The sequence below is a fragment of the Pseudomonas retamae genome (genome assembly GCF_043496865.1).
In the GTDB taxonomy this organism is placed as follows: Bacteria; Pseudomonadota; Gammaproteobacteria; order Pseudomonadales; family Pseudomonadaceae; genus Aquipseudomonas; species Aquipseudomonas retamae.
This window is the reverse complement of record NZ_JBIEIL010000018.1, coordinates 28,133-50,047: the sequence shown is the minus strand read 5'-3', so window position 1 is coordinate 50,047 and position 21,915 is coordinate 28,133. Positions and strand designations below refer to the sequence as shown.

Here is a 21,915-nt window from a genome sequence, read left to right as displayed (position 1 = left end):
CAGTCCTTAATCAAAGTCATTGCGCGTTTTCGGGGGCAGCGGCGTCTGGTGCCGGCGCAGGCTCCTGCGGCGCAACCTGTGGCAGTGTTTCCGGCGCGGGATTGGGCGAGGCTGGCGGTATCGCGTCCTCGGCTGCCGGGGTTTCCGGCGCTGTCGCCGGTGCGGGGCTGGAGCGGTAATCGGCACGGCGCTTGAGCTGATACTCGCGCACCGCATTGTTGTGCGCATCCAGATCATCGGAGAACACGTGGCTGCCGTCACCACGGGCGACGAAATACAGGCTGGTGCCCTCCACCGGATTCAGCGCAGCGTGAATCGCTTCACGCCCGACCATCGCGATCGGCGTTGGCGGCAGGCCAGGAATCACATAGGTGTTGTACGGCGTCGGTTCTTTCAGGTGCGCGCGGGTCAGCTTACCGGTGTAACGATCGCCCAGGCCGTAAATCACCGTCGGGTCGGTCTGCAGTTGCATGCCCAGCGCCAGGCGTCGCACGAAGACCCCGGCAATCTGCCCGCGCTCCTGCGGTACGCCGGTTTCCTTTTCGACCAGCGAAGCCATGATCAGCGCCTGATACGGCTCTTTGTAAGGCACATCGGCCGAGCGCTTTTCCCACTCCTTCGCCAGCACTTCGTCGAGGCGATCAAAGGCCTTTTTCAGCAGCTCGGCATCGGACATGCCGCGCACAAAGCGGTAAGTGTCGGGGAAGAAGCGCCCTTCCGGGAACAAGCCTTTATGACCGATCTTCGCCATGACGTCGCTGTCGCTCAAACCGTTCAGGGTCTGCTCGAGCTTTTCATCCTTGGCCAGCGCAGCGCGCACTTGATGGAAGTTCCAGCCCTCGACCAGCGTCAGGCTGTATTGCACCACATCGCCGCGCTTCCACGAGTCGATCAGACCGTTGACGGTCATGCCCGGCTGCATGCGGTATTCGCCGCTGTGGATGGGTGTGCCGGCGAGGTTGAAGCGCCAATACACGCGAAGCCAGAACGCGTCCTTGATGACGCCATCGGTTTCGAGGGAAAGGAAAGTCCGGGTCGGCGTCGAGCCTTTCGGCACATCCAGCAGTTCTTCCTGGGTGATGTTCAGAGGCTGTTCCAGCGCGCTGTGAATCTTCCAGGCGCTGGCGCCCAACAGCAGCCCTGCCAGAACCAGTCCGGTTTCCAGCAGCAGCAAAAGTTTACGTCTCACAAATCAGGCATCCAATAGGGCGCGGGCAAGGGTTTGCAGTTTACGGGTGAGCGGGCCAACCGGCCAGCTCAGTGCAGCGTAGGCGCGTACCGGCCACACGCCATACACGCTGTTGCAGACAAACACTTCATCGGCCCATTGCAGCTGCTCCAGGCGGATATCAGTGATTTGGCTGGGGATGGCCAAAGACTCGGCCTGAAACAAAATTTCTGCACGCATCACACCGGCGACGCCGCAGCGTTGCAAATCCGGAGTCATCAACACGCCGTCGCGCACGATGAACAGATTGCTGAACACACCTTCAATGACGCGTCCGGTCCGGTCGAGCATCAAGCCTTCGGCGTGCTCGCCGTCCTGCCATTCGGCGCGAGCGAGTACCTGTTCGAGTCGATTGAGGTGTTTGAGCCCGGCCAGCAACGGCTGCCTGGACAAACGCGTGGTGCACGGAAACAGCCGTATGCCTTGCTCGGCGTGGGCAGCGGGATAAGCGGCAGGAGGATTGCCTTGCAGAATGCGTCGGCCTGGTGCCGTCGGATCCGGCGCATAACCACGCTGACCGTCGCCACGCGTGAGGATGAGTTTGAGCACGCCCTCACCCATTGCTGCCGCATAGCGCAGCAGCTCGTCGCCGATCAGTTCGATATCAGCGACGATGGCAAGACGCGTACAGCCCTCGGCCAGACGCGCCAGGTGCCGATCCAGCAGGATCGGCTGGCCACCACGCACGGCGATGGTTTCGAACAGACCATCGCCGTAAGCCAGGCCGCGATCTTTCAGCGACAGACTGTCAGCCGGTTGACCGTCGACCCAGCAGTCCATCAGCCTGCGAACCGGCGGAACGCCAGAGTGCCGTTGGTGCCGCCAAAACCGAAGGAGTTCGACAGCACCACATCGATGTCCATGTTGCGCGCCGTGTGCGGCACGAAATCAAGGTCGCAGCCTTCGTCCGGCTCATCGAGGTTGATGGTCGGCGGTGCCACCTGGCTGTTGATTGCCAGTACGCTGAAGATCGCCTCGACCGCGCCCGCTGCGCCCAACAGGTGACCGGTCATCGACTTGGTAGAGCTGACCGCCAGCTTGTAGGCGTGATCACCGAACACCGACTTGATCGCATTGGCTTCGGCAAGGTCGCCGGCCGGGGTCGAGGTGCCGTGGGCGTTGATGTATTGCACCTGATCGACATTGATCTTCGCGTCGCGCAGCGCATTGGTGATGCAGCGCGCAGCACCCGCGCCATCGGCCGGTGGCGACGTCATGTGGAAGGCATCGCCGCTGGTGCCGAAACCGATCAGCTCGGCGTAGATGGTCGCGCCACGCGCCTTGGCGTGCTCCAGCTCTTCGAGCACCAGCGCACCGGCACCGTCGGACAGCACGAAACCATCACGGCCCTTGTCCCACGGACGGCTGGCACGGGTCGGTTCGTCGTTGCGGGTCGACAGCGCACGGGACGCGCCGAAGCCGCCCATGCCCAGACCACATGCGGCCATTTCGGCACCGCCGGCAATCATCACGTCGGCTTCGTCGTACATGATGTTGCGCGCCGCCATGCCGATGCAGTGCGTACCGGTGGTGCATGCAGTGGCGATGGCGTAATTAGGTCCCTGTGCGCCCAGATGGATGGACAGGAAACCGGAAATCATATTGATGATCGAGCCTGGCACGAAGAACGGCGAAATCCGTCGTGGGCCGGTCTCATGCAGGGTACGGCTGGTTTCTTCGATGTTGGTCAGACCGCCGATCCCCGAACCCATGGCAACGCCGATGCGCTCACGGTTGGCGTCAGTGACTTCAAGCCCGGCGTTGCGCACGGCTTGAAAGCCTGCGGCGAGGCCGTACTGAATGAACAGGTCGAGCTTGCGCGCTTCCTTGACCGACAGGTATTCCTCGACATTGAAGCCTTTGACCGAGCCGCCGAAACGGGTGGAATAGGCAGAAAGGTCGGTGTGTTCGATCAGACCAATGCCACTGCGGCCAGCCAGAATGCCCTGCCAACTGCTCGGCACATCCGTGCCCAGTGGCGACAACATACCCATACCGGTGACTACGACGCGTCTACGCGACACAGCACTCTCCTTTTTCGAATGACGACTTTGCATCAGGCCTAAAGAAAAAACCGCACGCCGTAATGGCAGTGCGGTTTTTCCATGACAGCTAGCGACGACTAAAAACGATTACGCCTGGTGGGCGGTAACGTAGTCGATTGCAGCTTGTACAGTAGTGATCTTTTCAGCTTCTTCGTCAGGGATTTCGGTCTCGAATTCCTCTTCCAGAGCCATCACCAGCTCAACGGTGTCAAGGGAGTCGGCACCCAGGTCTTCAACGAAGGAAGCGGTGTTTACTACTTCTTCCGATTTGACACCCAGTTGCTCGGCAACGATTTTCTTGACGCGCTCTTCGATGGTGCTCATACCTTGTTTTCACTCCTAATGGACAAATTCAGGCAGCTGGCCAGTGGGTAAGTGTATAGAAAGACTTTTCAGTTTTTCAACTGAAAGCTTCACTCCTCAAACCCTGCGACCCTCTGCCTATAAATAGATTGCAGCTTTATAACGGATTTTAGACAGCTCGTATGACATTTTTTTGAAGCAATCCGTCACATTTTACTTACATGTACATCCCACCGTTCACCGGGATTGTAGCCCCGGTAACGTATGCCGCACCGTCGGATGCAAGAAAAGCGACCACGGACGCGATCTCTTGAGCTTGCCCCAGACGACCCAGCGGAATCTGCGTCTGCAAGGCTTCACGCTGTGCTTCAGGCAGCTCGCGGGTCATATCGGTGTCGATGAACCCTGGGGTTACCGAATTGACCGTAATCGAACGCGAACCGACTTCACGCGCCATCGCCCGGCTGAAACCTTCCAGACCGGCCTTGGCGGCTGCATAGTTTACTTGGCCGGCGTTGCCCATGGCACCCACCACCGAGCCAATACTGATAATTCGACCCCAACGCGCCTTGGTCATGCCACGCAAAACGCCCTTGGACAGGCGATACAGACTGTTCAGGTTGGTATCGATCACGTCGTACCATTCATCGTCTTTCATGCGCATCATCAGGTTATCGCGGGTGATGCCGGCATTATTGACCAGAATCGCCACCGGTGCACCGAACTGCTCCTGAATGCCCGCCAGTACCGCGCTGACCGATTCGTCGCTGGTGACGTTGAGTTCGAAACCCGTGCCCTGGATACCGTGCTCCTTCAGGGTTGCGGCGATGCGCTCGGCGCCCGACGCGGAGGTCGCGGTGCCGACAACGATAGCGCCCTGCCGACCCAGTTCCAGCGCGATGGCCTGACCGATACCGCGGCTTGCACCGGTGACCAGTGCAACTTTACCTTGCAGACTCATGCAAGTTTCTCCTGATTCAGGCCTGCGCTGCGCGTGCGGCAGCGAAGGCATCTGGGGTATTGAGGTTGGAAGTCGCCACGCCTTCGGCGCAGCGCTTGTTCAGGCCGGCCAGGACTTTGCCCGGACCGCATTCGACCAGATTGGTTGCGCCCTTGGCGGCCAGCGTCTGCACCGACTCGACCCAGCGCACTGGCTTGTAGAGCTGTTCGAGCAGATCACGCTTGAGGGTTTCCAGGTCGGCCGGCACTTGCGCACTGACGTTCTGCACGACCGGGATCTGTGGCGCCTGCCAGTCGATGGCGGCGACGGCTTCGGCAAAGCGCTCGGCAGCCGGACGCATCAGTTCGCAGTGCGACGGCACGCTCACCGGTAGCGGCATCGCGCGCTTGGCGCCACGGGCCTTGCAGCCTTCGATGGCACGTTCGACGGCAGCCTTGGCACCGGCAATCACGACCTGGCCCGGCGAGTTGAAGTTGACTGCGCTGACTACCTCGCCTTGCGCCGCTTCGGCGCAGGCGGCCAGCACGTCAGCATCTTCCAGACCGAGGATGGCAGCCATGCCGCCCTGCCCGGCCGGAACCGCTTCCTGCATCAACTGACCGCGGCGCTCAACGAGCTTGACCGCATCAGCCAGAGTCAGGCTGCCGGCAGCGACCAGCGCGCTGTATTCACCCAGGCTGTGGCCGGCAACGAATGCCGGACGTGCGCCACCTTCCGCCAGCCACAGGCGCCACAAGGCGATCGAGGTGGTCAGAATGGCCGGTTGGGTCTTGTCAGTTTGATTGAGCAGCTCTTCCGGGCCCTGCTGGGTCAACGCCCACAGGTCATAGCCCAGCGCAGCAGAGGCTTCTTGAAAGGTTTCGAGGATCAGCGGATGTTGCGCGCCCAGCTCGGCCAGCATGCCGAGGGACTGCGAACCCTGTCCTGGAAAGACGAATGCGAGGGAAGCAGACATGTAACAAGCCCCTAATGATCTTGTCGTCGGAAAATAACGCCCCGCTCGGGACGCCAGAAACTGACAGTTTGGATGGCCCTTTGAACCGGGCGGTCACATTTAAGCATTGTCCGACGAAAACGCCTAAGACAACAGGTCCTCCAGACGACCGTGGAGACGCTCCGGCAAGTTCTCCTGGATCTCGATCAGCGCGCGGGAAATCGCGCTCTGAAAGCCCTGAACGCCGGCCGATCCGTGACTCTTTACCACAATGCCCTGCAAGCCGAGAAAGCTTGCGCCGTTATGTCGCGCCGGCGCCAGATCGGCCTGCAAGCGCCTCATCAGCGGCAGCGCCAGCGCTCCCACCGCCCGCGAGGCAAGATTCTTTTTGAACAACGCTTCGATGCGCGCGGCGATCATTGTCGCCAGGCCTTCGCTGGATTTGAGCAGAATGTTGCCGACGAAACCGTCGCACACCACCACATCCGCCTCGCCACGGTACAAGCCGTCACCTTCGATGAAGCCGATGTAGTTGATGCCACGCGCCGCCTGTAACAGCGTCGCGGCCAACTTGACCTGCTGATTGCCCTTGATATCTTCGGTACCGATGTTCAGCAAGGCCACGCGCGGACGATGAATACCCAGCGTCTGCGCCGCCACCGAGCCCATGACGGCGAACTGCAACAGATGTTCGGCGCTGCAATCGACATTGGCACCCAGATCGAGCAACTGACAATAGCCAGTTTGCGTCGGGATCGCGGCCACCATCGCCGGGCGGTCGATGCCCGGCAAGGTCTTCAGCACGAACCGCGACAACGCCATCAACGCACCGGTATTGCCGGCGCTGACACAGGCCTGAACCTTGCCATCACGCAACAACTCCAGCGCGACACGCATCGACGAGTCCGGCTTGCCACGCAGGGCCTGGGTCGGTTTTTCGTCCATGGTGATGACTTCGCTGGCCGGGACAATCGTCAGGCGCGCGCGATCGACAGCCGATTGGCCGTTGATCAGTTCTTCAAGAAGGGAGGGTTGACCGACGAGGGTCAGGTGCAGCGAGGGCGTAGCAGACAGGCAAGCAAGGCTGGCCTGAACAATGCTGCGGGGACCGAAGTCCCCGCCCATTGCGTCAATCGCGATGACTTGAGCGGACAAGTGATTACTCGTCAGCGCCCTTGTCGATCACTTTACGGCCACGGTATACGCCTTCTGGCGATACGTGGTGACGCAGGTGAACTTCACCAGTGGTTTTTTCTACAGACAGGGTGCTAGCCTCGAGAGCGTCGTGCGAACGGCGCATGTCACGGGCAGAGCGGGATTTTTTGTTCTGCTGAACAGCCATAATTGATTAACTCCTAAACGTTTGGGTCACGCTTTAACTGCGCCAATACACTGAACGGGTTGGACCGCGTTACCTCGTCCTCGCTCGGTTCGGGCTCATCTGCTCCCGCCGGCTGCTGGCATTCTTCCGGATGATGAGCAGGCACAATGGGCAAGGCGAGCAGAAGCTCCTCCTCGATCAGTGACTGCAGATCCAATGGATCTTCGCCCAGTTCCAGCACGTCATAACCTTTCGGCAACGACTGGGTATTCGCACCCTCCTTCACCACGGCGTAACTGCATTCGCTGTGGATCGGCAGGGTGACCAGCTCAAGACAACGCTGGCAAACCATTTTGACTTCGGTGTCGATAAAGCTGTGGATCACCACAGATTTACGTTCATCTCGTTCAAAAACGAATTTGGCCTGCACCGTACCGACATCGTCGGAAAGCGGGTCGCAGAGTCTCTTCAAATCGGCCAGCAGCAGTTCACCTTGAAGGGTGGTGCCACGGTCAGCCAATTTGCGCGGGTCAACGTGAGGTGGAATCGGGTCATTCAACATAGGCGCAGCATTATAGGGATGCCCCCACCCATGTCAAAGGAAATTGTGCCCTGTCCGTCACTTGCGTGCCTCCGCTAGAATCCGCAAATGCCTGAGGAGACGCCCATGCTGCCTTTATTACTTGCTTCAAGCTCGCCCTATCGACGCGAATTGCTCGCTCGCCTGCACCTGCCGTTCGTCTGCAGCTCGCCCGATATCGACGAAAGCCACCGCCCGGGCGAGCCGGCCATCGAGCTGGTCAAACGCCTCGCCGAAGAAAAGGCTCGAGCCTTGGCGGACAGACACCCCGCTCATCTGATCATCGGCTCGGATCAGGTCGCCGTCCTGAGTGAACAGATCATCGGCAAGCCGCATACCTTCGAAAAGGCCCGCGAGCAATTGCTCGCCGCCAGCGGCAACCGCGTGACCTTCCTGACTGGCGTGGCCCTGCTCAACAGCCAGACCGGCCACTGCCAGGTCGACTGCGTGCCATTTACCGTACACATGCGCCAACTCGACCCGGCGCGCATCGAGCGCTACCTGCGCATCGAACAGCCTTACGACTGTGCCGGCAGCTTCAAGGCTGAAGGTCTCGGCGTCAGCTTGCTCCAGTCCACCGAAGGCCCGGACGCCACCAGCCTGATCGGCCTGCCGCTGATTCGCCTGATCGACATGCTGCTGGCCGAAGGCGTACAGATTCCCTGATCCAGAAAAAAAACCGGCCACTGAAAGGCCGGTTTTTTTATACAGCGAAGGCTTATCGCAACGACGGCCCGTGGAAACCCATCCACATCGCCAACTGCTCGGCCACACTGGCGCCAAGCTTTTTCGAAAAGCGATCAAACGGCGATTCCTGGACCGTGAAGTCCACCAACTCCTTCTCGCCAATCACGTCTCGCGCCACCGAACTGGCACTCCCCAGACCGTCGATCAGGCCCAGCGGCAGCGCTTGCTCGCCTGACCAGACCAGCCCGGAGAACAACTCGGGATGCTCTTTGTCTTTCAGGCGATCGCCACGGCCCTGTTTGACGCTGTTGATGAACTGCTTGTGCGTGGTGTCCAGCACACTCTGCCAGAACGCTGTTTCTTCAGGTTTCTGCGGCTGGAACGGATCAAGAAACGCCTTGTGCTCGCCAGACGTATAGGTGCGACGCTCGACGCCAAGCTTTTCCATGGTGCCGACAAAGCCGTAACCGGCTGCCGTCACACCAATCGAACCGACCAGACTGGCCTTATCGGCGTAGATCTGATCGGCCGCGCTGGCGATGTAGTAGGCACCGGACGCACCGAGATCGGAAATCACCGCATACAACTTGATCTCCGGGTGCAGACCACGCAACCGTTTGATTTCGTCATAGACATAACCCGACTGCACCGGACTGCCGCCCGGGCTGTTGATGCGCAGAATCACGCCCTTGACCTTTTTGTCTTCAAACGCTGCGCGCAGGCTGCCGACGATGTTGTCAGCACTCGCCGGTTCTTTATCCGCGATCACGCCGTCAATTTCGATCAGCGCCGTGTAGTTCGGGCCGCGCGTCGCGCTCTTTTCCATGTCCATCAGCGGCGTGAACAGCAGCAACGCAACAAACAGATAAACAAACGTCAGCAGCTTGAAAAAGATCCCCCATCGCCGCGAGCGGCGCTGCTCTTGCACGCCGGCGAGCAAAGTCTTTTCCAGCAGCTTCCAGCTTTTCGCGTCACCGTCGTCGGCACTTGCCTTGGCCGGTGCTTTCCATTCGTCGGTCATGCCATCACCCCAAAAACATATTAAGCCTGCTGCCCCAGCCAGGCATGCAATTCAGAAAACCGGTCGATCGATAGCCGCGGCTCGAACTGTTGCAGCGATTCGATCGACTGCGCGCCATAACTGACCGCTACCGAGCCCATCCCCGCGTTGCGCGCCATCAGCAGATCGAAGGACGAATCCCCCACCATCAGCGCCTGCTCAGCCCGCACACCGCAATGAGCAAGGATCTGCTCCAACATCAGAGGGTGCGGTTTGCTGGCGGTTTCATCGGCGGCGCGGGTGATGTCGAAATAATCTTCCCAGCCATTGGCCTTGAGCACCCGATCGAGCCCGCGGCGGTTCTTGCCGGTCGCCACCGCGAGGTGATAGCCCTGCTCGCGAAACGAGGCCATCGATTCGATGACACCCTCAAACAGCGGCGAAGGCACGGCTTCGGCTGCGATGTAGTGATCGGCGTAGTACTCGCGAAACGCGGTCATTTCGGCATCGCTGATTTCCGGGTACAAGGTGCGAATCGCCTCTGGCAAGCCCAGACCGATAATGCCCTTGACCGCGAAATCATCGCGCAGCTCGAAGCCGGAACGCCCGGATGCCGAGTGCATGGCCTCGACAATCCGGTGGATGGAATCGGCCAGCGTGCCGTCCCAGTCGAAAATCAACAGTTTGTAATCAGGGTGCTGCACTCAGGCGCTCCACAGTCTTGGCCCACATTTCATCGACCGGGGCCTGCAAGGTCAGCTTGCCGCCATCGGGCAGCGGCACGGTCAGCATGTAGGCGTGCAGGAACAGGCGCTTGCCGCCCAGATCGCGAATTTCCTTGGTGAAGTCGTCGTCGCCGTACTTGCTGTCGCCGGCAATGCAATGCCCGGCGTGCAAGGTATGCACGCGAATCTGGTGCGTACGACCGGTGACCGGCTTGGCCTCGACCATGGTTGCGAAATCACCGAAGCGGCGCAGCACCTTGAACACGGTCAGGGCTTCTTTGCCTTCGTCGTTGACTTCGACCATGCGCTCGCCGGAACGCAGATTGCTCTTGAGCAACGGCGCGCTGACCTGCTTGATCGAAGTAGCCCAGTTACCGCGAACCAGCGCCATGTAGCGCTTGTCGACGCCGTCGCCGCGCAGCTTTTCGTGCAGGTGACGCAGCATGCTGCGCTTCTTGGCAATCATCAGCAGGCCGGACGTGTCGCGGTCGAGACGGTGAACCAGCTCCAGCTCTTTCGCGTCGGGACGCAACTGACGAAAGGCTTCGATCACGCCGAAATTCAAGCCGCTGCCACCGTGAACGGCAATGCCTGCGGGCTTGTTGATCACGATCAGCGCCTTATCTTCAAAGACGATCGATGCCTCGAGACGCTGCAGCAGACCCTGAGCCAGCGGCACCGGCTCGTCGCGCTCAGGCACGCGAACCGGCGGCACCCGCACGATATCGCCGGCCTGCAGCTTGTATTCGGGCTTGATCCGGCCCTTGTTCACACGCACTTCGCCTTTGCGCAAAATGCGGTAAATCAAGGTCTTGGGCACGCCTTTGAGCCGGGCGAGGAGAAAATTGTCGATTCGTTGGCCGGCATACTCCGGCGAGACTTCAAGCAGTTGAACGCCAGGAGTCGAAGGGGCAGTAGTTGTCATGCCGCGGATGATAACAATTTTTATGGAATTGAAGCACTTAATCATTGCTGCTATAGTCGCGAACGCCGCCAAAAGCGGCCTGGACAGCGGAACCACGGTCAAAGACCGGCCCTGACCAACGCAATTCACCAGGGCGCGAGGCCGTCCTACGGGGCTTTCGCTACGTAACGGTGGAGTTTGCGGTTGTAACGAGCGCAGGTGACATGAGGCCTGAATTACACCACCGAGCAGAGTTTTGACTCGCCCGGCAGGCGACATTCGAGGCCAGTTCACAAAGTGCAGTCAGCTGCGAATGACCCCGAGCGATTGTCCCGGAAACATCGCCTGAATTAGCCATGATGCGTGACCTCCCCTTTCGGAGCTCACGGTAAATGCCAACCCGCTGCGGATTCTGCGCGCGGCAGCACCCGAATTATCAGGGATACGTGTAGGGTGGAGATGCACAACCGCCGGACTGTGTAGCAACAAGCTTTTACAAGACGCTTCATCTCGTCCACAGCCGCTGGTTGATTCCTCCTCCTGACTGAGTGCTTAAGTAGCCACAGCAAGCAGGACGCGTACGTCGCGGTATCGGCCCAATTGGCCTGACATCGCTGGACACGGGAATGGCCAACCACTCCCGACGCACCTGACACCGACCGTGAGAAGTCGTGTGTGCCGAACGCCGTTTCCGGCAGCCCGGAAACCGACGGTACTACATGAAAAGAATGCTGATTAACGCAACTCAACCCGAAGAGTTGCGTGTTGCACTGGTAGATGGCCAGCGCCTCTACGACCTGGACATCGAATCCGGTGCACGCGAGCAGAAGAAGGCCAACATCTATAAAGGCCGTATCACTCGCATCGAACCAAGCCTAGAGGCTGCCTTTGTCGATTTCGGCTCCGAGCGCCACGGCTTCCTGCCCCTCAAAGAAATCTCCCGCGAATACTTCAAGAAAGCCCCTGAAGGCCGCGTCAACATCAAGGACGTCCTGAGCGAAGGCCAGGAAGTCATCGTTCAGGTCGAAAAAGAAGAACGTGGCAACAAGGGCGCAGCCCTGACCACCTTCATCAGCCTGGCCGGTCGTTACCTCGTACTGATGCCGAACAACCCGCGTGCCGGCGGTATCTCCCGTCGCATCGAAGGCGAAGAGCGCAACGAACTGCGTGAAGCGCTGAACGGCCTGGTTGCGCCGGCCGACATGGGTCTGATCGTGCGCACTGCAGGCCTGGGCCGCAGCAGCGAAGAAATGCAGTGGGACCTCGATTACCTGCTGCAACTGTGGACCGCCATCAAAGAAGCCTCGCTGGATCGCTCCGCGCCGTTCCTGATCTATCAGGAAAGCAACGTGATCATCCGCGCGATCCGCGACTATCTGCGCCAGGACATCGGCGAAGTGCTGATCGACAGCGTTGAAGCCCAGGACGAAGCCCTGACCTTCATCCGCCAGGTGATGCCGCAGTACGCCAGCAAGATCAAGCTGTACGAAGACAGCGTGCCGCTGTTCAACCGTTTCCAGATCGAAAGCCAGATCGAGACCGCCTTCCAGCGCGTCGTCGAACTGCCTTCCGGCGGCTCCATCGTCATCGATCCGACCGAAGCCCTGGTGTCCATCGACATCAACTCGGCGCGCGCCACCAAAGGCAGCGACATCGAAGAAACCGCCCTGCAGACCAACCTTGAAGCCGCCGAAGAAATCGCCCGTCAGTTGCGCCTGCGCGACATCGGCGGCCTGATAGTCATCGACTTCATCGACATGACCCCGGCCAAGAACCAGCGCGCCGTGGAAGAAAAAGTCCGCGAGTGCCTGGAAGCCGACCGTGCCCGCGTGCAGATCGGCCGCATCTCGCGCTTCGGCCTGCTGGAAATGTCCCGTCAGCGCCTGCGTCCATCGCTGGGCGAAAGCAGCGGCATCGTCTGCCCGCGTTGCAACGGCACCGGCATCATCCGTGACGTTGAATCGCTGTCGCTGGCGATCCTGCGCCTGATCGAAGAAGAAGCCCTGAAAGACCGCACCGCCGAAGTCCGCGCTCAGGTGCCGATCCCGGTTGCTGCGTTCCTGCTCAACGAAAAACGCAACTCGATCACCAAGATCGAACTGCGCACCCGTGCCCGTATCGTCATTCTGCCGAACGATCACCTGGAAACGCCGCACTTCGAAGTCCAGCGTCTGCGTGACGACAGCCCGGAAGCCGCGACCAACCAGTCCAGCTATGAAATCGCTGCCGCCGCTGCCGAAGTCGAAGAAGTCCAGCCAGCCGCTGCGACCCGCACCCTGGTTCGCCAGGAAGCCGCGGTGAAGACTGCACCGGCCCGCGCCAATGCGCCGGTGCCGACCGAAGTCGCTCCAGCTGCCCCTGCTCCGGCACCGGTTGCCGCGCCAGAGCCAAGCCTGTTCAAGGGCCTGGTAAAATCGCTGGTCAGCCTGTTCGCCACCAAGGAAGAGCCTGCCGCTCCGGTTGCCGTGGAAAAACCGGCCGCCGAACGTCCGGCGCGCAACGAAGAGCGTCGCAACGGTCGTCAACAGAGCCGTAACCGTAACGGTCGCCGCGATGAAGAACGCAAGCCGCGCGAAGAACGTGCACCGCGTGAAGAACGCACCCCACGCGAGCCGCGTGAAGAGCGTCAGCCGCGTGAAGCCCGCGAAGTGCGTGAGCCTCGCGAAGCTCGCAGCGAAGCGCCGGCCGCCCGTGAAGAACGCGCGCCACGTGCACCGCGTGAAGAACGTGCTCCACGTGCGCCGCGTGAAGACCGCAAGCCTCGCGGCGAGCGTGAAGAACGCGTACGTGAACTGCGTGAGCCACTGGACGCCGCTCCAGCGGTAGCCGCTGCTGCCGCCGCCGTCACCACTGAAGAGCGTCCGGCCCGCCAGCCACGCGAAGAACGCGCCCCGCGTCCGCCGCGTGAAGAGCGTCAGCCACGTGCCGAACAGGCCGCTGCTGCCGTCGCCGAAGAAGAAGTCATCAGCAACGAAGAGCAACTGCCGGAAGACGGTCAGGACGGCGCTGAAGGCGATCGTCCACGTCGTCGCTCGCGCGGTCAGCGTCGTCGCAGCAACCGTCGTGAGCGTCAGCGTGATGCCAACGGCAACGTGATCGAAGGTTCGGAAGAATCCGAATCCACCGAAAACGCTGGTGAGCCAAGCACTGCCGATCTGGCCGCTGGCCTGGCCGTCACCGCCGCCGTTGCGAGCAGCACCATCAGCGCTCCAGCTGAAGCACAGGCGCACGAGCAAGCCGAACGCGCCACCGCCGCCACACTGGAAACTGCTCCAGTCGAAGCGCCGGTTGTCGAAGCCAACACCCCGGTGGAAGTGACTGCCACTCCGGAAGTTGAAGTGGCACCGGTCCGCGAAGCTCTGCCTCAGGTTGAAGCGGCCGCTGAACCAGAAGCCGTTGTTGAAGCGCCAGTTGCAATCAGTGAACCAGCAACTGAAACCGTCGCTGAATCCGTAACCGACACCGTGCGAGAGGTTCGCGAAGAGCAGACTGCCTTCAACTGGACTGCCGAGCCTGCGAAGACCGAAGCGCCAGCGCCAGTCGCTGAAGCAGAAGTTGCAGAGGCTATGGTTTCCGAGCCAGTGGTCGCGGCCGCCGAGCCGGCCCCGGCGCCAGTGGTTGAAGCGCCGGTTGTCGAGGCTCCTGCTGTAGTCGAAGCGCCAGCCCCGGTGGTTGAAGCTCCGGCTCCGGTCAGCGCCCTGACGCCAAACGGTCGCGCGCCCAACGATCCACGTGAAGTACGTCGTCGCAAGCGTGAAGCCGAGCGTCTGCAGAAGGAAGCCGAACTGGCTGCCGCTGTGGCGCCAGTGGTTGTCGAACCCGCCGCTGCTGCCGAAGTGATCGAGGCAGCACCTGCCCCGGTTGCCGAAGAAGCATCGGTTGAAGCGGTAATCGCCGAGGCACCACGCTCCGTTCAGGACGCGGTCGAGCAACGCGAAGAGGCCGAGGAAAAGGAGCACGAGCCTAAACCTCTCGTGTAATTCCCCAAGCCGTTAAAAAGCCCCGCCCGGTGTAAGCCTGGCGGGGCTTTTTTATGCCTTTGATTTATGCCTGAACACCATCCCTTGTAGGAGTAAGCCTGCTCGCGATAGCGGAGTGTCAGGCGACAAATATTTAGCTGAACCACCGCTATCGCGAGCAGGCTCACTCCTACAGGGAATCGATGCAGGATTCAGGAAGGCGTGAAGACCAGCGCCTCAGGCACGTCGACATCCCAAAGCACGCCAGGATCATCCACCACCACCTCAACCACCCTGCCCAGCCCAAACAGCGGCTTGGCACCCCGATCACCGGACAATCCAGACAACGCCGGGCCAAACGAACTCCCAAACCCCACCGGATGGCCAAACTCACCACCCAGCACCGGCACGCTCACCGCATCGTCAGCCATCGCCGCGACCACTCGCTCAATACTCGACGAGAGGATAAACGGCATGTCCCCCAGCACGATCAACCAGCCGTCCGCATCGGCACACGCAGCGACACCCGCGGCAATACTGTCGCCCATGCCGGTCGACTCGATCGAAACAACGTCACAGCCATAAGCCTGGGCCATGCGCATCGCCTGCGGCCGCGCCTCGGTCGCTACCAATACGCGCTTATCGAGTTCCGCTGGCAAGCTCACCAGCACCTGCTCGATCACCGAGCGCACCGCGCCATCGCGGCCGGTGCAGTCAGCGAGCAATTTGTCCTTGTCGGGGCCGGCGATCTGGCGAAAGCGACTGCCCTCGCCCGCTGCCAACACAATCACTGCAATGGATCGGCTCATGCACCCTCCAGCGGTTTTTTCTGCTTTAACTCCACGCCGTTCTTGATCGCGACGATCTCCGCGAGCAGCGACAAGGCAATCTCTGCCGGCGAGTGGCTACCGATGTGCAGACCGATCGGCCCGTGCAAGCGATCAATAGCCGCTTGCGACAAGCCTAGCTGAGCCAGATTCTCGCGGCGTTTCTGACTGTTGACCCGCGAGCCCAGCGCGCCGACGTAAAACGCCGGCGAATCCAGCGCCGTCAGCAGCGCCATGTCATCCAGACGCGGATCATGGGTCAGCGCAACAATCGCGGTGCGTTCATCGGTTTGAATGCTCAACACCGCGTCGTCCGGCATGCCAGACACAAACCGCCCGTGCTGCTCTTCCCAGCCATAGACAAACTCGGTGCGTGGATCGCAAATCAACACTTCGAAATCCAGCAGCCGCGCCATGTCCGCCACGTACCGCGACAACTGCCCGGCGCCAATCAGCAGCAGACGCCAGCGCGGGCCATAAATGGCGCGCAAGGTCTTGCCATCGAACACCAGCGAATCGCTTTTACTGGCGGGTGCCAGCACCACATCGCCGGTTTCGATGTCCAGTTCGCGGGCGACGATCTGGTGATCTTCACAACGGGCGAGCAGCTCTTCGACCCATGCCGGATCGCCAACGCGCTCTTCGGTCAGGCGCAAGGTACCGCCACACGGCAAACCGAAACGCGCCGCCTCCTCGCGCGTCACGCCGTAGGTAATCAACTGCACCGGCGGGCCATCGCTGGCGATGCGGCCGTCGTGCAAGCGGGCGATCAGGTCATCCTCGACGCAACCGCCCGACACCGAACCGATCACCACGCCATCCTCGCGCAAGGCGAGCATGGCACCGGGCGACCGCGGGGCGGTGCCCCAGGTCTGCACCACGCTGAACAGCACCACCCGCTGGCCGGCGCGGCGCCATTCAAGCACGCTGCGCAGGACATTCAGATCGACGCTGTCCATTACGCTTGCGCCTTCTGCCAGTCCTGCAACTGATAGCGCACGGGCAGGTTACGGATGCGTTTACCGGTGGCAGCGAAGATCGCGTTGCACAAGGCCGGCGCAATCGGCGGCACGCCTGGCTCGCCAACGCCGCCCAACGGCACATCGCCCGGCGGCGTAACCAGATGCACGGCGACTTCTTTCGGCGCCAGCGACATGCGCGCCACTTCGTACATATGGAAGTTGTCCTGCTGAACCTTGCCGTCCTTGAAGCTGATTTCACCCAGCACCGCGTTGCCCAGGCCCATCACGCAGGCGCCTTCGAACTGCGAGCGGATGCGCTCGGGGTTGATCTGCGGTCCGCAATCCACGGCAATGTCAGCCTTGTGCACGATCAGCGTGCCGTCGTACTTGACCTCGACTTCAATCACCGCCGCCACATAAGTGACGAAGCTGTAGTGCACCGCCAGGCCAAGGCCACGGCCCTTGGGCAATTTGCGTCCCCAACCGGCTGCCTTCGCCGCGATTTCCAGCACGGTGCGCATGCGCCCGGTGTCGATCGGATAGCGCTCGGGTGACTCGCCGTAGTTCCACTCTTCACTCAAGGTGCGTGGGTCAATCTGGCGATCGGCGCCGAGCAGTTTGATCTGATACGTCAGCGGGTCTTCGCCGGCCTTGTGCGCCAGCTCGTCGACGAAACTCTGGATCGCGAAACCATGGGGAATGTTCGACACCGAGCGATACCAGCCCACCCGCGTGTGCACCTTGGCTTCCGGGTTTTCCAGACGCACGTTGGGAATCGCGTAGGCCATGTTGGTGAAGCCCATGCCCAGCTCGAACGCCGCTTCATGGTTCATGTCCGGGGCGAACAATGCGGTGATGCTCGGCGCCACGGTGCGGTGCAACCAGCCAGAGGGCATGCCGTCCTTGCCGACGCCGGCCTTGAGGTATTCGGCCGACACGGTGTGGAAATACGAGTTGTGGATGTCGTCTTCGCGCGTCCACTGCACGCGCACGGCCTTGCCCGGAAACTCCTTGGCGAGGATCGCCGCTTCAACGACGAAGTCAGGTTTGGACTTGCGACCGAAACCGCCGCCGAGCAAGGTGACATTGAAGGTGACATTGTCGAACGGCACGCCAAGACGTTCAGCGATGCGCTCGCGGGTCACTTGCGGGGCCTGACTCGGCGCCCAGGCTTCGCAGATGCCCTTGTCGAAACGCGCAATGGCGACCATCGGTTCCATCGGTGCCTGCGCCAGATGCGGCAGGTAGTAAGACGCTTCCAGGGTGCTGGCCACGCCGCTCAACGCCTTGTCGATATCGCCGGTGTTGCGCACCACTTTGCCGGGTTTCAGCGAAGCCGCTTCCAGCTCCTTGCGGTAGGCGACCGAGTCATAACTGGCGTTCGGGCCGTCGTCCCACTCGATCTTCAGCGCTTCGCGGCCCTTGATCGCCGCCCAGGTATTGCTGGCGACGACTGCCACGCCACCCAGTGGCTGGAATTCCGATGGCAACGGACGAGGTTCGATCTGGATCACCTTGAGCACGCCCGGCACGTTCAGCGCGGCGCTGTCATCCAGTGACTTGACCTTGCCGCCGTACACCGCCGGGCGCGCAATGGTGGCGTACAGCATGCCGTCGAAATGCACGTCGGCACCGTAGACCGCACGCCCGTTGACGATGTCGTCACCGTCGATGGCCTTGTTGCCCTCCTTGCCGACGTAGCGAAATTCCGCCGGCTGCTTGAGGCGCAGACTGTCACGCGCCGGTACGGCCAAGGCACTGGCGGCCGCGGCAAGTTCGCCATAGCCCAGCTCACGGCCGGACGGCTTGTGGATGACTTTATGCAACTGCGCGTGGCATTCACCGACCGGCACTTTCCACTGCGCCGCCGCAGCCTGCTCAAGCATGGTTCGAGCGGCCGCGCCGCAACGGCGCATCGGCTCGTACCAGTGGCGCATGCTGCGTGAGCCGTCGGTGTCCTGGTTGCCGAAGCGCACTTCATCACCCGGCGCCTGCTGCACCTTGACCCGCGCCCAGTCAGCTTCCAGTTCATCGGCGACAACCATCGTCAGACTGGTGCGCACGCCCTGGCCCATTTCCGAACGGTTGCAGACCACGGTAACGGTGCCGTCGGCGGCAATGCTCACATAGACTTTCGGATCGTCGATCCAGCCATTGGGCATGCCGTCGGCGCCAAACTGCTTGGGCTTGTCTTCAGCCAGCGCGTCCTGCCATCCCCAACTCGCGGCCAGCACCAGCGCACCGGTGGCGCCGACACCTTTGAGAAAACCACGGCGACTGAGGTTGCTCAGGGCGAAATCGTTCGGCAGGCGGCTCATGCCTTGGCCTCCTTCAGGTGAGTGGAGGCCTGGCGGATCGCAGTCTTGATCCGGTTGTACGTGCCGCAGCGGCAAATATTGCCAACCATGGCTTCTTCGATTTGCGCATCGCTCGGGTTCGGGTTGGTCTTGAGCAATGCCGTTGCCGACATGATCTGCCCGCCCTGGCAGTAACCACATTGCGCCACCGCGCTGTCGAGCCAGGCTTGCTGGACGACTTTGCCGACCGGGTCGGCGTGCAGGTTATCGATGGTGGTGACGTTCTGTCCGACTACCGAACCGATCGGAGTGATGCAACTGCGCGCGGGGGCGCCGTCGATGTGAATGGTGCACGCGCCGCACAGGCCCATGCCGCAGCCGAACTTGGTGCCGTTGTAACCGGCGACATCGCGAATCGCCCAGAGCAGCGGCATGTCTTCGGTGACGTCGAGGGAATGGTCTTGACCGTTGAGTTTCAGGGTAATCATGGGCACGCCCGCATATTTTTCGTGGTTATCGGGTCGAGCAATCTGCCGCCGGAAAATCAGCGGTGGGTTCGCGCAGATCGACTCAGGCTAATCAGGCTCTCTTGTGCTGAGCAGAACGTCTGCACCGGGCCTTTGGTGGAGCAAATGGTTGGTATCGTTAGCTGACTAAGTTAACCCAGCATTAACAAAAAAGCCCTGCACTTTTTTACCGGTGCAGGGCTTTGGAGGGTGCTTCGACAAGCGTAGCCTCAATACCGATTGGGCTCCATTTCCAGCTCGACATTGAACCGCTCGGCAACGTCTTTCTGGATACGCTGCGCCAGACTCAGCAGTTGCAGACCGGTGGCTGTGCCGTAGTTGACCAGCACCAGCGCCTGCAATTTGTGCACGCCGGCATCACCGTCGCGAAAGCCTTTCCAGCCGGCGCGTTCGATCAGCCAGCCAGCGGCGAGCTTCATTTGCCCGTCTGCCTGCGCATAAGCCACGACGTCGGGATGCTCATGCTTGATCTGCGCGACTTGCGCCACGGATACCAGCGGATTCTTGAAGAAGCTGCCGGCATTGCCGAGTACCGCAGGGTCAGGCAGTTTTTCGCTGCGGATGCTGCAGATCGCCCGGCTGACATCGCTCGGCGTTGGCTGCTCGATGCCTTGCTCGGTCAGACGCTGGCGCACCGGGCCGTATTCCAGGTGCAGCTGCGCGCCGCGATCAAGCTTGAAGCGCACGCGCAGAATCAGCCAGCGTCCCGGCTGCTGCTTGAACAGGCTGTCGCGGTAAGCGAAGTTGCATTCTTCGAGGCTGAAATCGCGTAGCTCGCCGGTCTGCCGATTCAGCGCAGTGAGGCCGGCAAAAACGTCCTTGATCTCAACGCCGTACGCACCGATGTTTTGCATCGGCGCCGCGCCGACCGTGCCCGGAATCAGGCTGAGGTTTTCCAGACCGGAAAAACCCAGCGCCAGCGTATGCAGTACAAATGGATGCCACGGCTCGCCGGCCTCAGCCTCGATGACTACGCGGCTGCCGTCATCGCTGAGCACGCGGATGCCCCGCGTCGCCATGCGCAATACCAGCGCTGCAATATCGGCCGTCAGCAGCAGATTGCTGCCGCCGCCGATTACCAGCAACGGCACATCGTGCGCCTTGGCATAGGCCAGCGCCTCACGGACATCGTCGTCGCTGTGGGCTTCGGCGAACAGTTGCGCACGCACGTCGACGCCAAAACTGTTGAACGGTTTCAGGGAAACCTGCGTTTGCACCGGCAAACTCATAAGCGCCCCTTCACTTCGATCAGCAGTTGGTCACAGGCCGCTTCGATCAGATCCAGCACCTGTTCGAAACCCTGATCGCCGTCGTAATACGGATCGGGCACTTCATCGACCAGCCCGGCATAGCGGCGCAGGAACAGATCCAGCTCAGCTTTGCCAGCGGACGGCTGCAACGCCTTGAGGTTGCGCAGGTTGCTGTTGTCCATGGCCAGAATCAGGTCGTAACTGGCGAAGTCGGCGCGGCTGACCTGCTGCGCGCGTTGCAGCGACAAGTCGTAGCCGCGCACTTTGGCTGCAGCCTGGCTGCGCTTGTCTGGCGGGTTGCCAACGTGCCAGTCACCGGTGCCGGCCGAGGCCACTTCGACCTGATCCGCCAACCCCGCTGCGCGCAGCTTGTGACGCAAGACACCTTCAGCGGTGGGCGAACGGCAAATGTTGCCCAGGCACACGAACAGAACGCGCATCAGGCCCCCAGCAGGCGACGAACGCGTTCGAGGTCTTCGACGGTGTCGACACCGGTCGGCGGCGCGATCAACGCATCGGCGACGTGAATGCGCACGCCGTGCCACAGGGCACGCAGTTGCTCGAGGGATTCGGTGTTTTCCAGCCAGCACGGGCCCCAGTTGACGAAGTCCTGGAGGAACCCGGCGCGGTAGGCGTAGATACCGATGTGGCGACGGTACGGCACGCCTTCCGGCAGTTGCTCGCGGCTTTTGGCGAACGCATCGCGGGCCCACGGCAAAGTGGCGCGACTGAAGGTCAGCGCCAGGCCGTTGATGTCGCTGGCGACCTTGACCACATTCGGGTTGAACAGGGTTTCCACGTCTTCGATCGGCTCGGCCAGAGTGGCCATGCGCGCCTCGGTGTGGGCGGCAAGATTGGCCGCGACCTGATCGATCACGCTGGGCGGAATCAACGGCTCGTCGCCTTGCACGTTGACCACGATCGCATCGGGCTCGAGGCCCAGCTTCGCGGCGACTTCGGCCAGACGATCAGTGCCGGAATTGTGATCCTCACGAGTCAGCACCACTTCGGCGCCAAAGCCCTTGCAGGCCTCGACAATACGCGCATCGTCAGTCGCCACCACAACACGGGTGGCGCTGCTTTTGCTCGCCTGCTCCCAGACGTGCTGGATCATCGGCTTGCCGGCAATATCCAGCAGCGGTTTGCCCGGCAGGCGTGTCGAGGCATAACGCGAGGGAATCACAACGGTGAAGGCTGTGCTCATTTATCCAGACGCTCGTCGGTGGTCAGGGTGCGGGCTTCGCTTTCGAGCATCACCGGGATGCCGTCGCGGATCGGGTACGCGAGGCCAGCGCCCTTGCTGATCAGTTCGGTCTTGTCAGCACTGAGCTTGAGCGGACCTTTGCACACAGGGCAGGCGAGGATGTCGAGCAATTTGGTGTCCATGAGCATTCCCAGAATAATA

22 protein-coding genes are annotated in these 21,915 nt (G+C 61.3%); 2 read left to right on the top strand and 20 right to left on the bottom strand.

The window, feature by feature from the left end:
• Window positions 1-16: 16 nt before the first annotated feature.
• From mltG to ACGSLL_RS26380, 9 genes are all read right to left on the bottom strand, one after another.
• Entirely contained in the window at window positions 17-1,189 is a 1,173-nt protein-coding gene (gene mltG / locus ACGSLL_RS26420) for an endolytic transglycosylase MltG (protein ID WP_394508470.1), read from the bottom strand.
• A 3-nt stretch (window positions 1,190-1,192) separates the two neighbouring features.
• Window positions 1,193-2,008, bottom strand: coding sequence for an aminodeoxychorismate lyase (pabC, locus tag ACGSLL_RS26415; protein ID WP_394508469.1), 816 nt, complete (start codon window positions 2,006-2,008; stop codon window positions 1,193-1,195).
• Window positions 2,008-3,252: a beta-ketoacyl-ACP synthase II gene (fabF, locus tag ACGSLL_RS26410; RefSeq protein ID WP_007908259.1), complete on the bottom strand. Its 1,245-nt coding sequence runs from the start codon at window positions 3,250-3,252 to the stop codon at window positions 2,008-2,010. Before fabF ends, pabC begins: the two co-directional genes overlap by 1 nt.
• A gap of 108 nt (window positions 3,253-3,360) precedes the next feature.
• The gene (gene acpP, locus ACGSLL_RS26405) at window positions 3,361-3,597 is read right to left on the bottom strand and encodes an acyl carrier protein (protein WP_087265500.1); all 237 of its coding nucleotides are present in this window, start codon (window positions 3,595-3,597) and stop codon (window positions 3,361-3,363) included.
• A gap of 196 nt (window positions 3,598-3,793) precedes the next feature.
• Window positions 3,794-4,537, bottom strand: a complete 744-nt coding sequence (gene fabG, locus ACGSLL_RS26400; RefSeq protein ID WP_332767308.1) for a 3-oxoacyl-ACP reductase FabG — start codon at window positions 4,535-4,537, stop codon at window positions 3,794-3,796.
• Between the two features lie 16 nt (window positions 4,538-4,553).
• Complete coding sequence (gene fabD / locus ACGSLL_RS26395; RefSeq protein WP_394508468.1) at window positions 4,554-5,492, bottom strand: ACP S-malonyltransferase; 939 nt, start codon at window positions 5,490-5,492, stop codon at window positions 4,554-4,556.
• Between the two features lie 123 nt (window positions 5,493-5,615).
• Entirely contained in the window at window positions 5,616-6,626 is a 1,011-nt protein-coding gene (gene plsX / locus ACGSLL_RS26390; RefSeq protein ID WP_394508467.1) for a phosphate acyltransferase PlsX, read from the bottom strand.
• A 4-nt stretch (window positions 6,627-6,630) separates the two neighbouring features.
• Window positions 6,631-6,813, bottom strand: a complete 183-nt coding sequence (gene rpmF / locus ACGSLL_RS26385; protein ID WP_003179396.1) for a 50S ribosomal protein L32 — start codon at window positions 6,811-6,813, stop codon at window positions 6,631-6,633.
• A 13-nt stretch (window positions 6,814-6,826) separates the two neighbouring features.
• Window positions 6,827-7,354, bottom strand: coding sequence for a YceD family protein (locus ACGSLL_RS26380; RefSeq protein WP_003204262.1), 528 nt, complete (start codon window positions 7,352-7,354; stop codon window positions 6,827-6,829).
• 105 nt (window positions 7,355-7,459) lie between these two features.
• Here ACGSLL_RS26380 and ACGSLL_RS26375 point away from each other — a divergent pair, with 105 nt between their 5' ends.
• Entirely contained in the window at window positions 7,460-8,038 is a 579-nt protein-coding gene (locus tag ACGSLL_RS26375; protein WP_394508466.1) for a Maf family protein, read from the top strand.
• 52 nt (window positions 8,039-8,090) lie between these two features.
• Here the strand turns inward: ACGSLL_RS26375 and sppA are convergent, their stop codons facing one another.
• Genes sppA through rluC form a run of 3 tightly spaced genes read right to left on the bottom strand, consistent with a single transcriptional unit; the run spans window position 8,091 to window position 10,709 of the window.
• Window positions 8,091-9,080, bottom strand: a complete 990-nt coding sequence (gene sppA, locus ACGSLL_RS26370; protein ID WP_093099410.1) for a signal peptide peptidase SppA — start codon at window positions 9,078-9,080, stop codon at window positions 8,091-8,093.
• A 20-nt stretch (window positions 9,081-9,100) separates the two neighbouring features.
• Window positions 9,101-9,763, bottom strand: a complete 663-nt coding sequence (locus ACGSLL_RS26365; protein ID WP_394508465.1) for an HAD-IA family hydrolase — start codon at window positions 9,761-9,763, stop codon at window positions 9,101-9,103.
• Window positions 9,750-10,709, bottom strand: coding sequence for a 23S rRNA pseudouridine(955/2504/2580) synthase RluC (rluC, locus tag ACGSLL_RS26360; protein ID WP_394508464.1), 960 nt, complete (start codon window positions 10,707-10,709; stop codon window positions 9,750-9,752). Before rluC ends, ACGSLL_RS26365 begins: the two co-directional genes overlap by 14 nt.
• A gap of 698 nt (window positions 10,710-11,407) precedes the next feature.
• On the opposite strand from rluC, the gene rne reads away from it, so the two are divergent.
• Entirely contained in the window at window positions 11,408-14,668 is a 3,261-nt protein-coding gene (gene rne, locus ACGSLL_RS26355; protein ID WP_394508463.1) for a ribonuclease E, read from the top strand.
• A gap of 191 nt (window positions 14,669-14,859) precedes the next feature.
• On the opposite strand, the gene ACGSLL_RS26350 is transcribed toward rne, so the two are convergent.
• The 8 genes from ACGSLL_RS26350 to ACGSLL_RS26315 form a co-directional block, all read right to left on the bottom strand.
• Window positions 14,860-15,456 carry a nucleotidyltransferase family protein gene (locus ACGSLL_RS26350; protein ID WP_394508462.1) on the bottom strand — a complete coding sequence of 199 codons (597 nt, stop codon included), beginning with the start codon at window positions 15,454-15,456 and terminating at the stop codon, window positions 14,860-14,862.
• Window positions 15,453-16,433, bottom strand: coding sequence for an XdhC family protein (locus ACGSLL_RS26345; RefSeq protein ID WP_394508461.1), 981 nt, complete (start codon window positions 16,431-16,433; stop codon window positions 15,453-15,455). Before ACGSLL_RS26345 ends, ACGSLL_RS26350 begins: the two co-directional genes overlap by 4 nt.
• Window positions 16,433-18,754 carry a xanthine dehydrogenase family protein molybdopterin-binding subunit gene (locus ACGSLL_RS26340; protein ID WP_394508460.1) on the bottom strand — a complete coding sequence of 774 codons (2,322 nt, stop codon included), beginning with the start codon at window positions 18,752-18,754 and terminating at the stop codon, window positions 16,433-16,435. Before ACGSLL_RS26340 ends, ACGSLL_RS26345 begins: the two co-directional genes overlap by 1 nt.
• Window positions 18,751-19,221: a (2Fe-2S)-binding protein gene (locus tag ACGSLL_RS26335; RefSeq protein ID WP_394508459.1), complete on the bottom strand. Its 471-nt coding sequence runs from the start codon at window positions 19,219-19,221 to the stop codon at window positions 18,751-18,753. Before ACGSLL_RS26335 ends, ACGSLL_RS26340 begins: the two co-directional genes overlap by 4 nt.
• A gap of 248 nt (window positions 19,222-19,469) precedes the next feature.
• Window positions 19,470-20,489, bottom strand: coding sequence for a UDP-N-acetylmuramate dehydrogenase (murB, locus tag ACGSLL_RS26330; RefSeq protein ID WP_394508458.1), 1,020 nt, complete (start codon window positions 20,487-20,489; stop codon window positions 19,470-19,472).
• Window positions 20,486-20,950, bottom strand: coding sequence for a low molecular weight protein-tyrosine-phosphatase (locus tag ACGSLL_RS26325; RefSeq protein ID WP_394508457.1), 465 nt, complete (start codon window positions 20,948-20,950; stop codon window positions 20,486-20,488). Before ACGSLL_RS26325 ends, murB begins: the two co-directional genes overlap by 4 nt.
• Window positions 20,950-21,714, bottom strand: coding sequence for a 3-deoxy-manno-octulosonate cytidylyltransferase (kdsB, locus tag ACGSLL_RS26320; RefSeq protein WP_208940192.1), 765 nt, complete (start codon window positions 21,712-21,714; stop codon window positions 20,950-20,952). The genes ACGSLL_RS26325 and kdsB overlap by 1 nt, the downstream gene beginning before the upstream one ends.
• Window positions 21,711-21,896 carry a Trm112 family protein gene (locus ACGSLL_RS26315; protein ID WP_003179363.1) on the bottom strand — a complete coding sequence of 62 codons (186 nt, stop codon included), beginning with the start codon at window positions 21,894-21,896 and terminating at the stop codon, window positions 21,711-21,713. The genes kdsB and ACGSLL_RS26315 overlap by 4 nt, the downstream gene beginning before the upstream one ends.
• Window positions 21,897-21,915 lie beyond the last annotated feature (19 nt).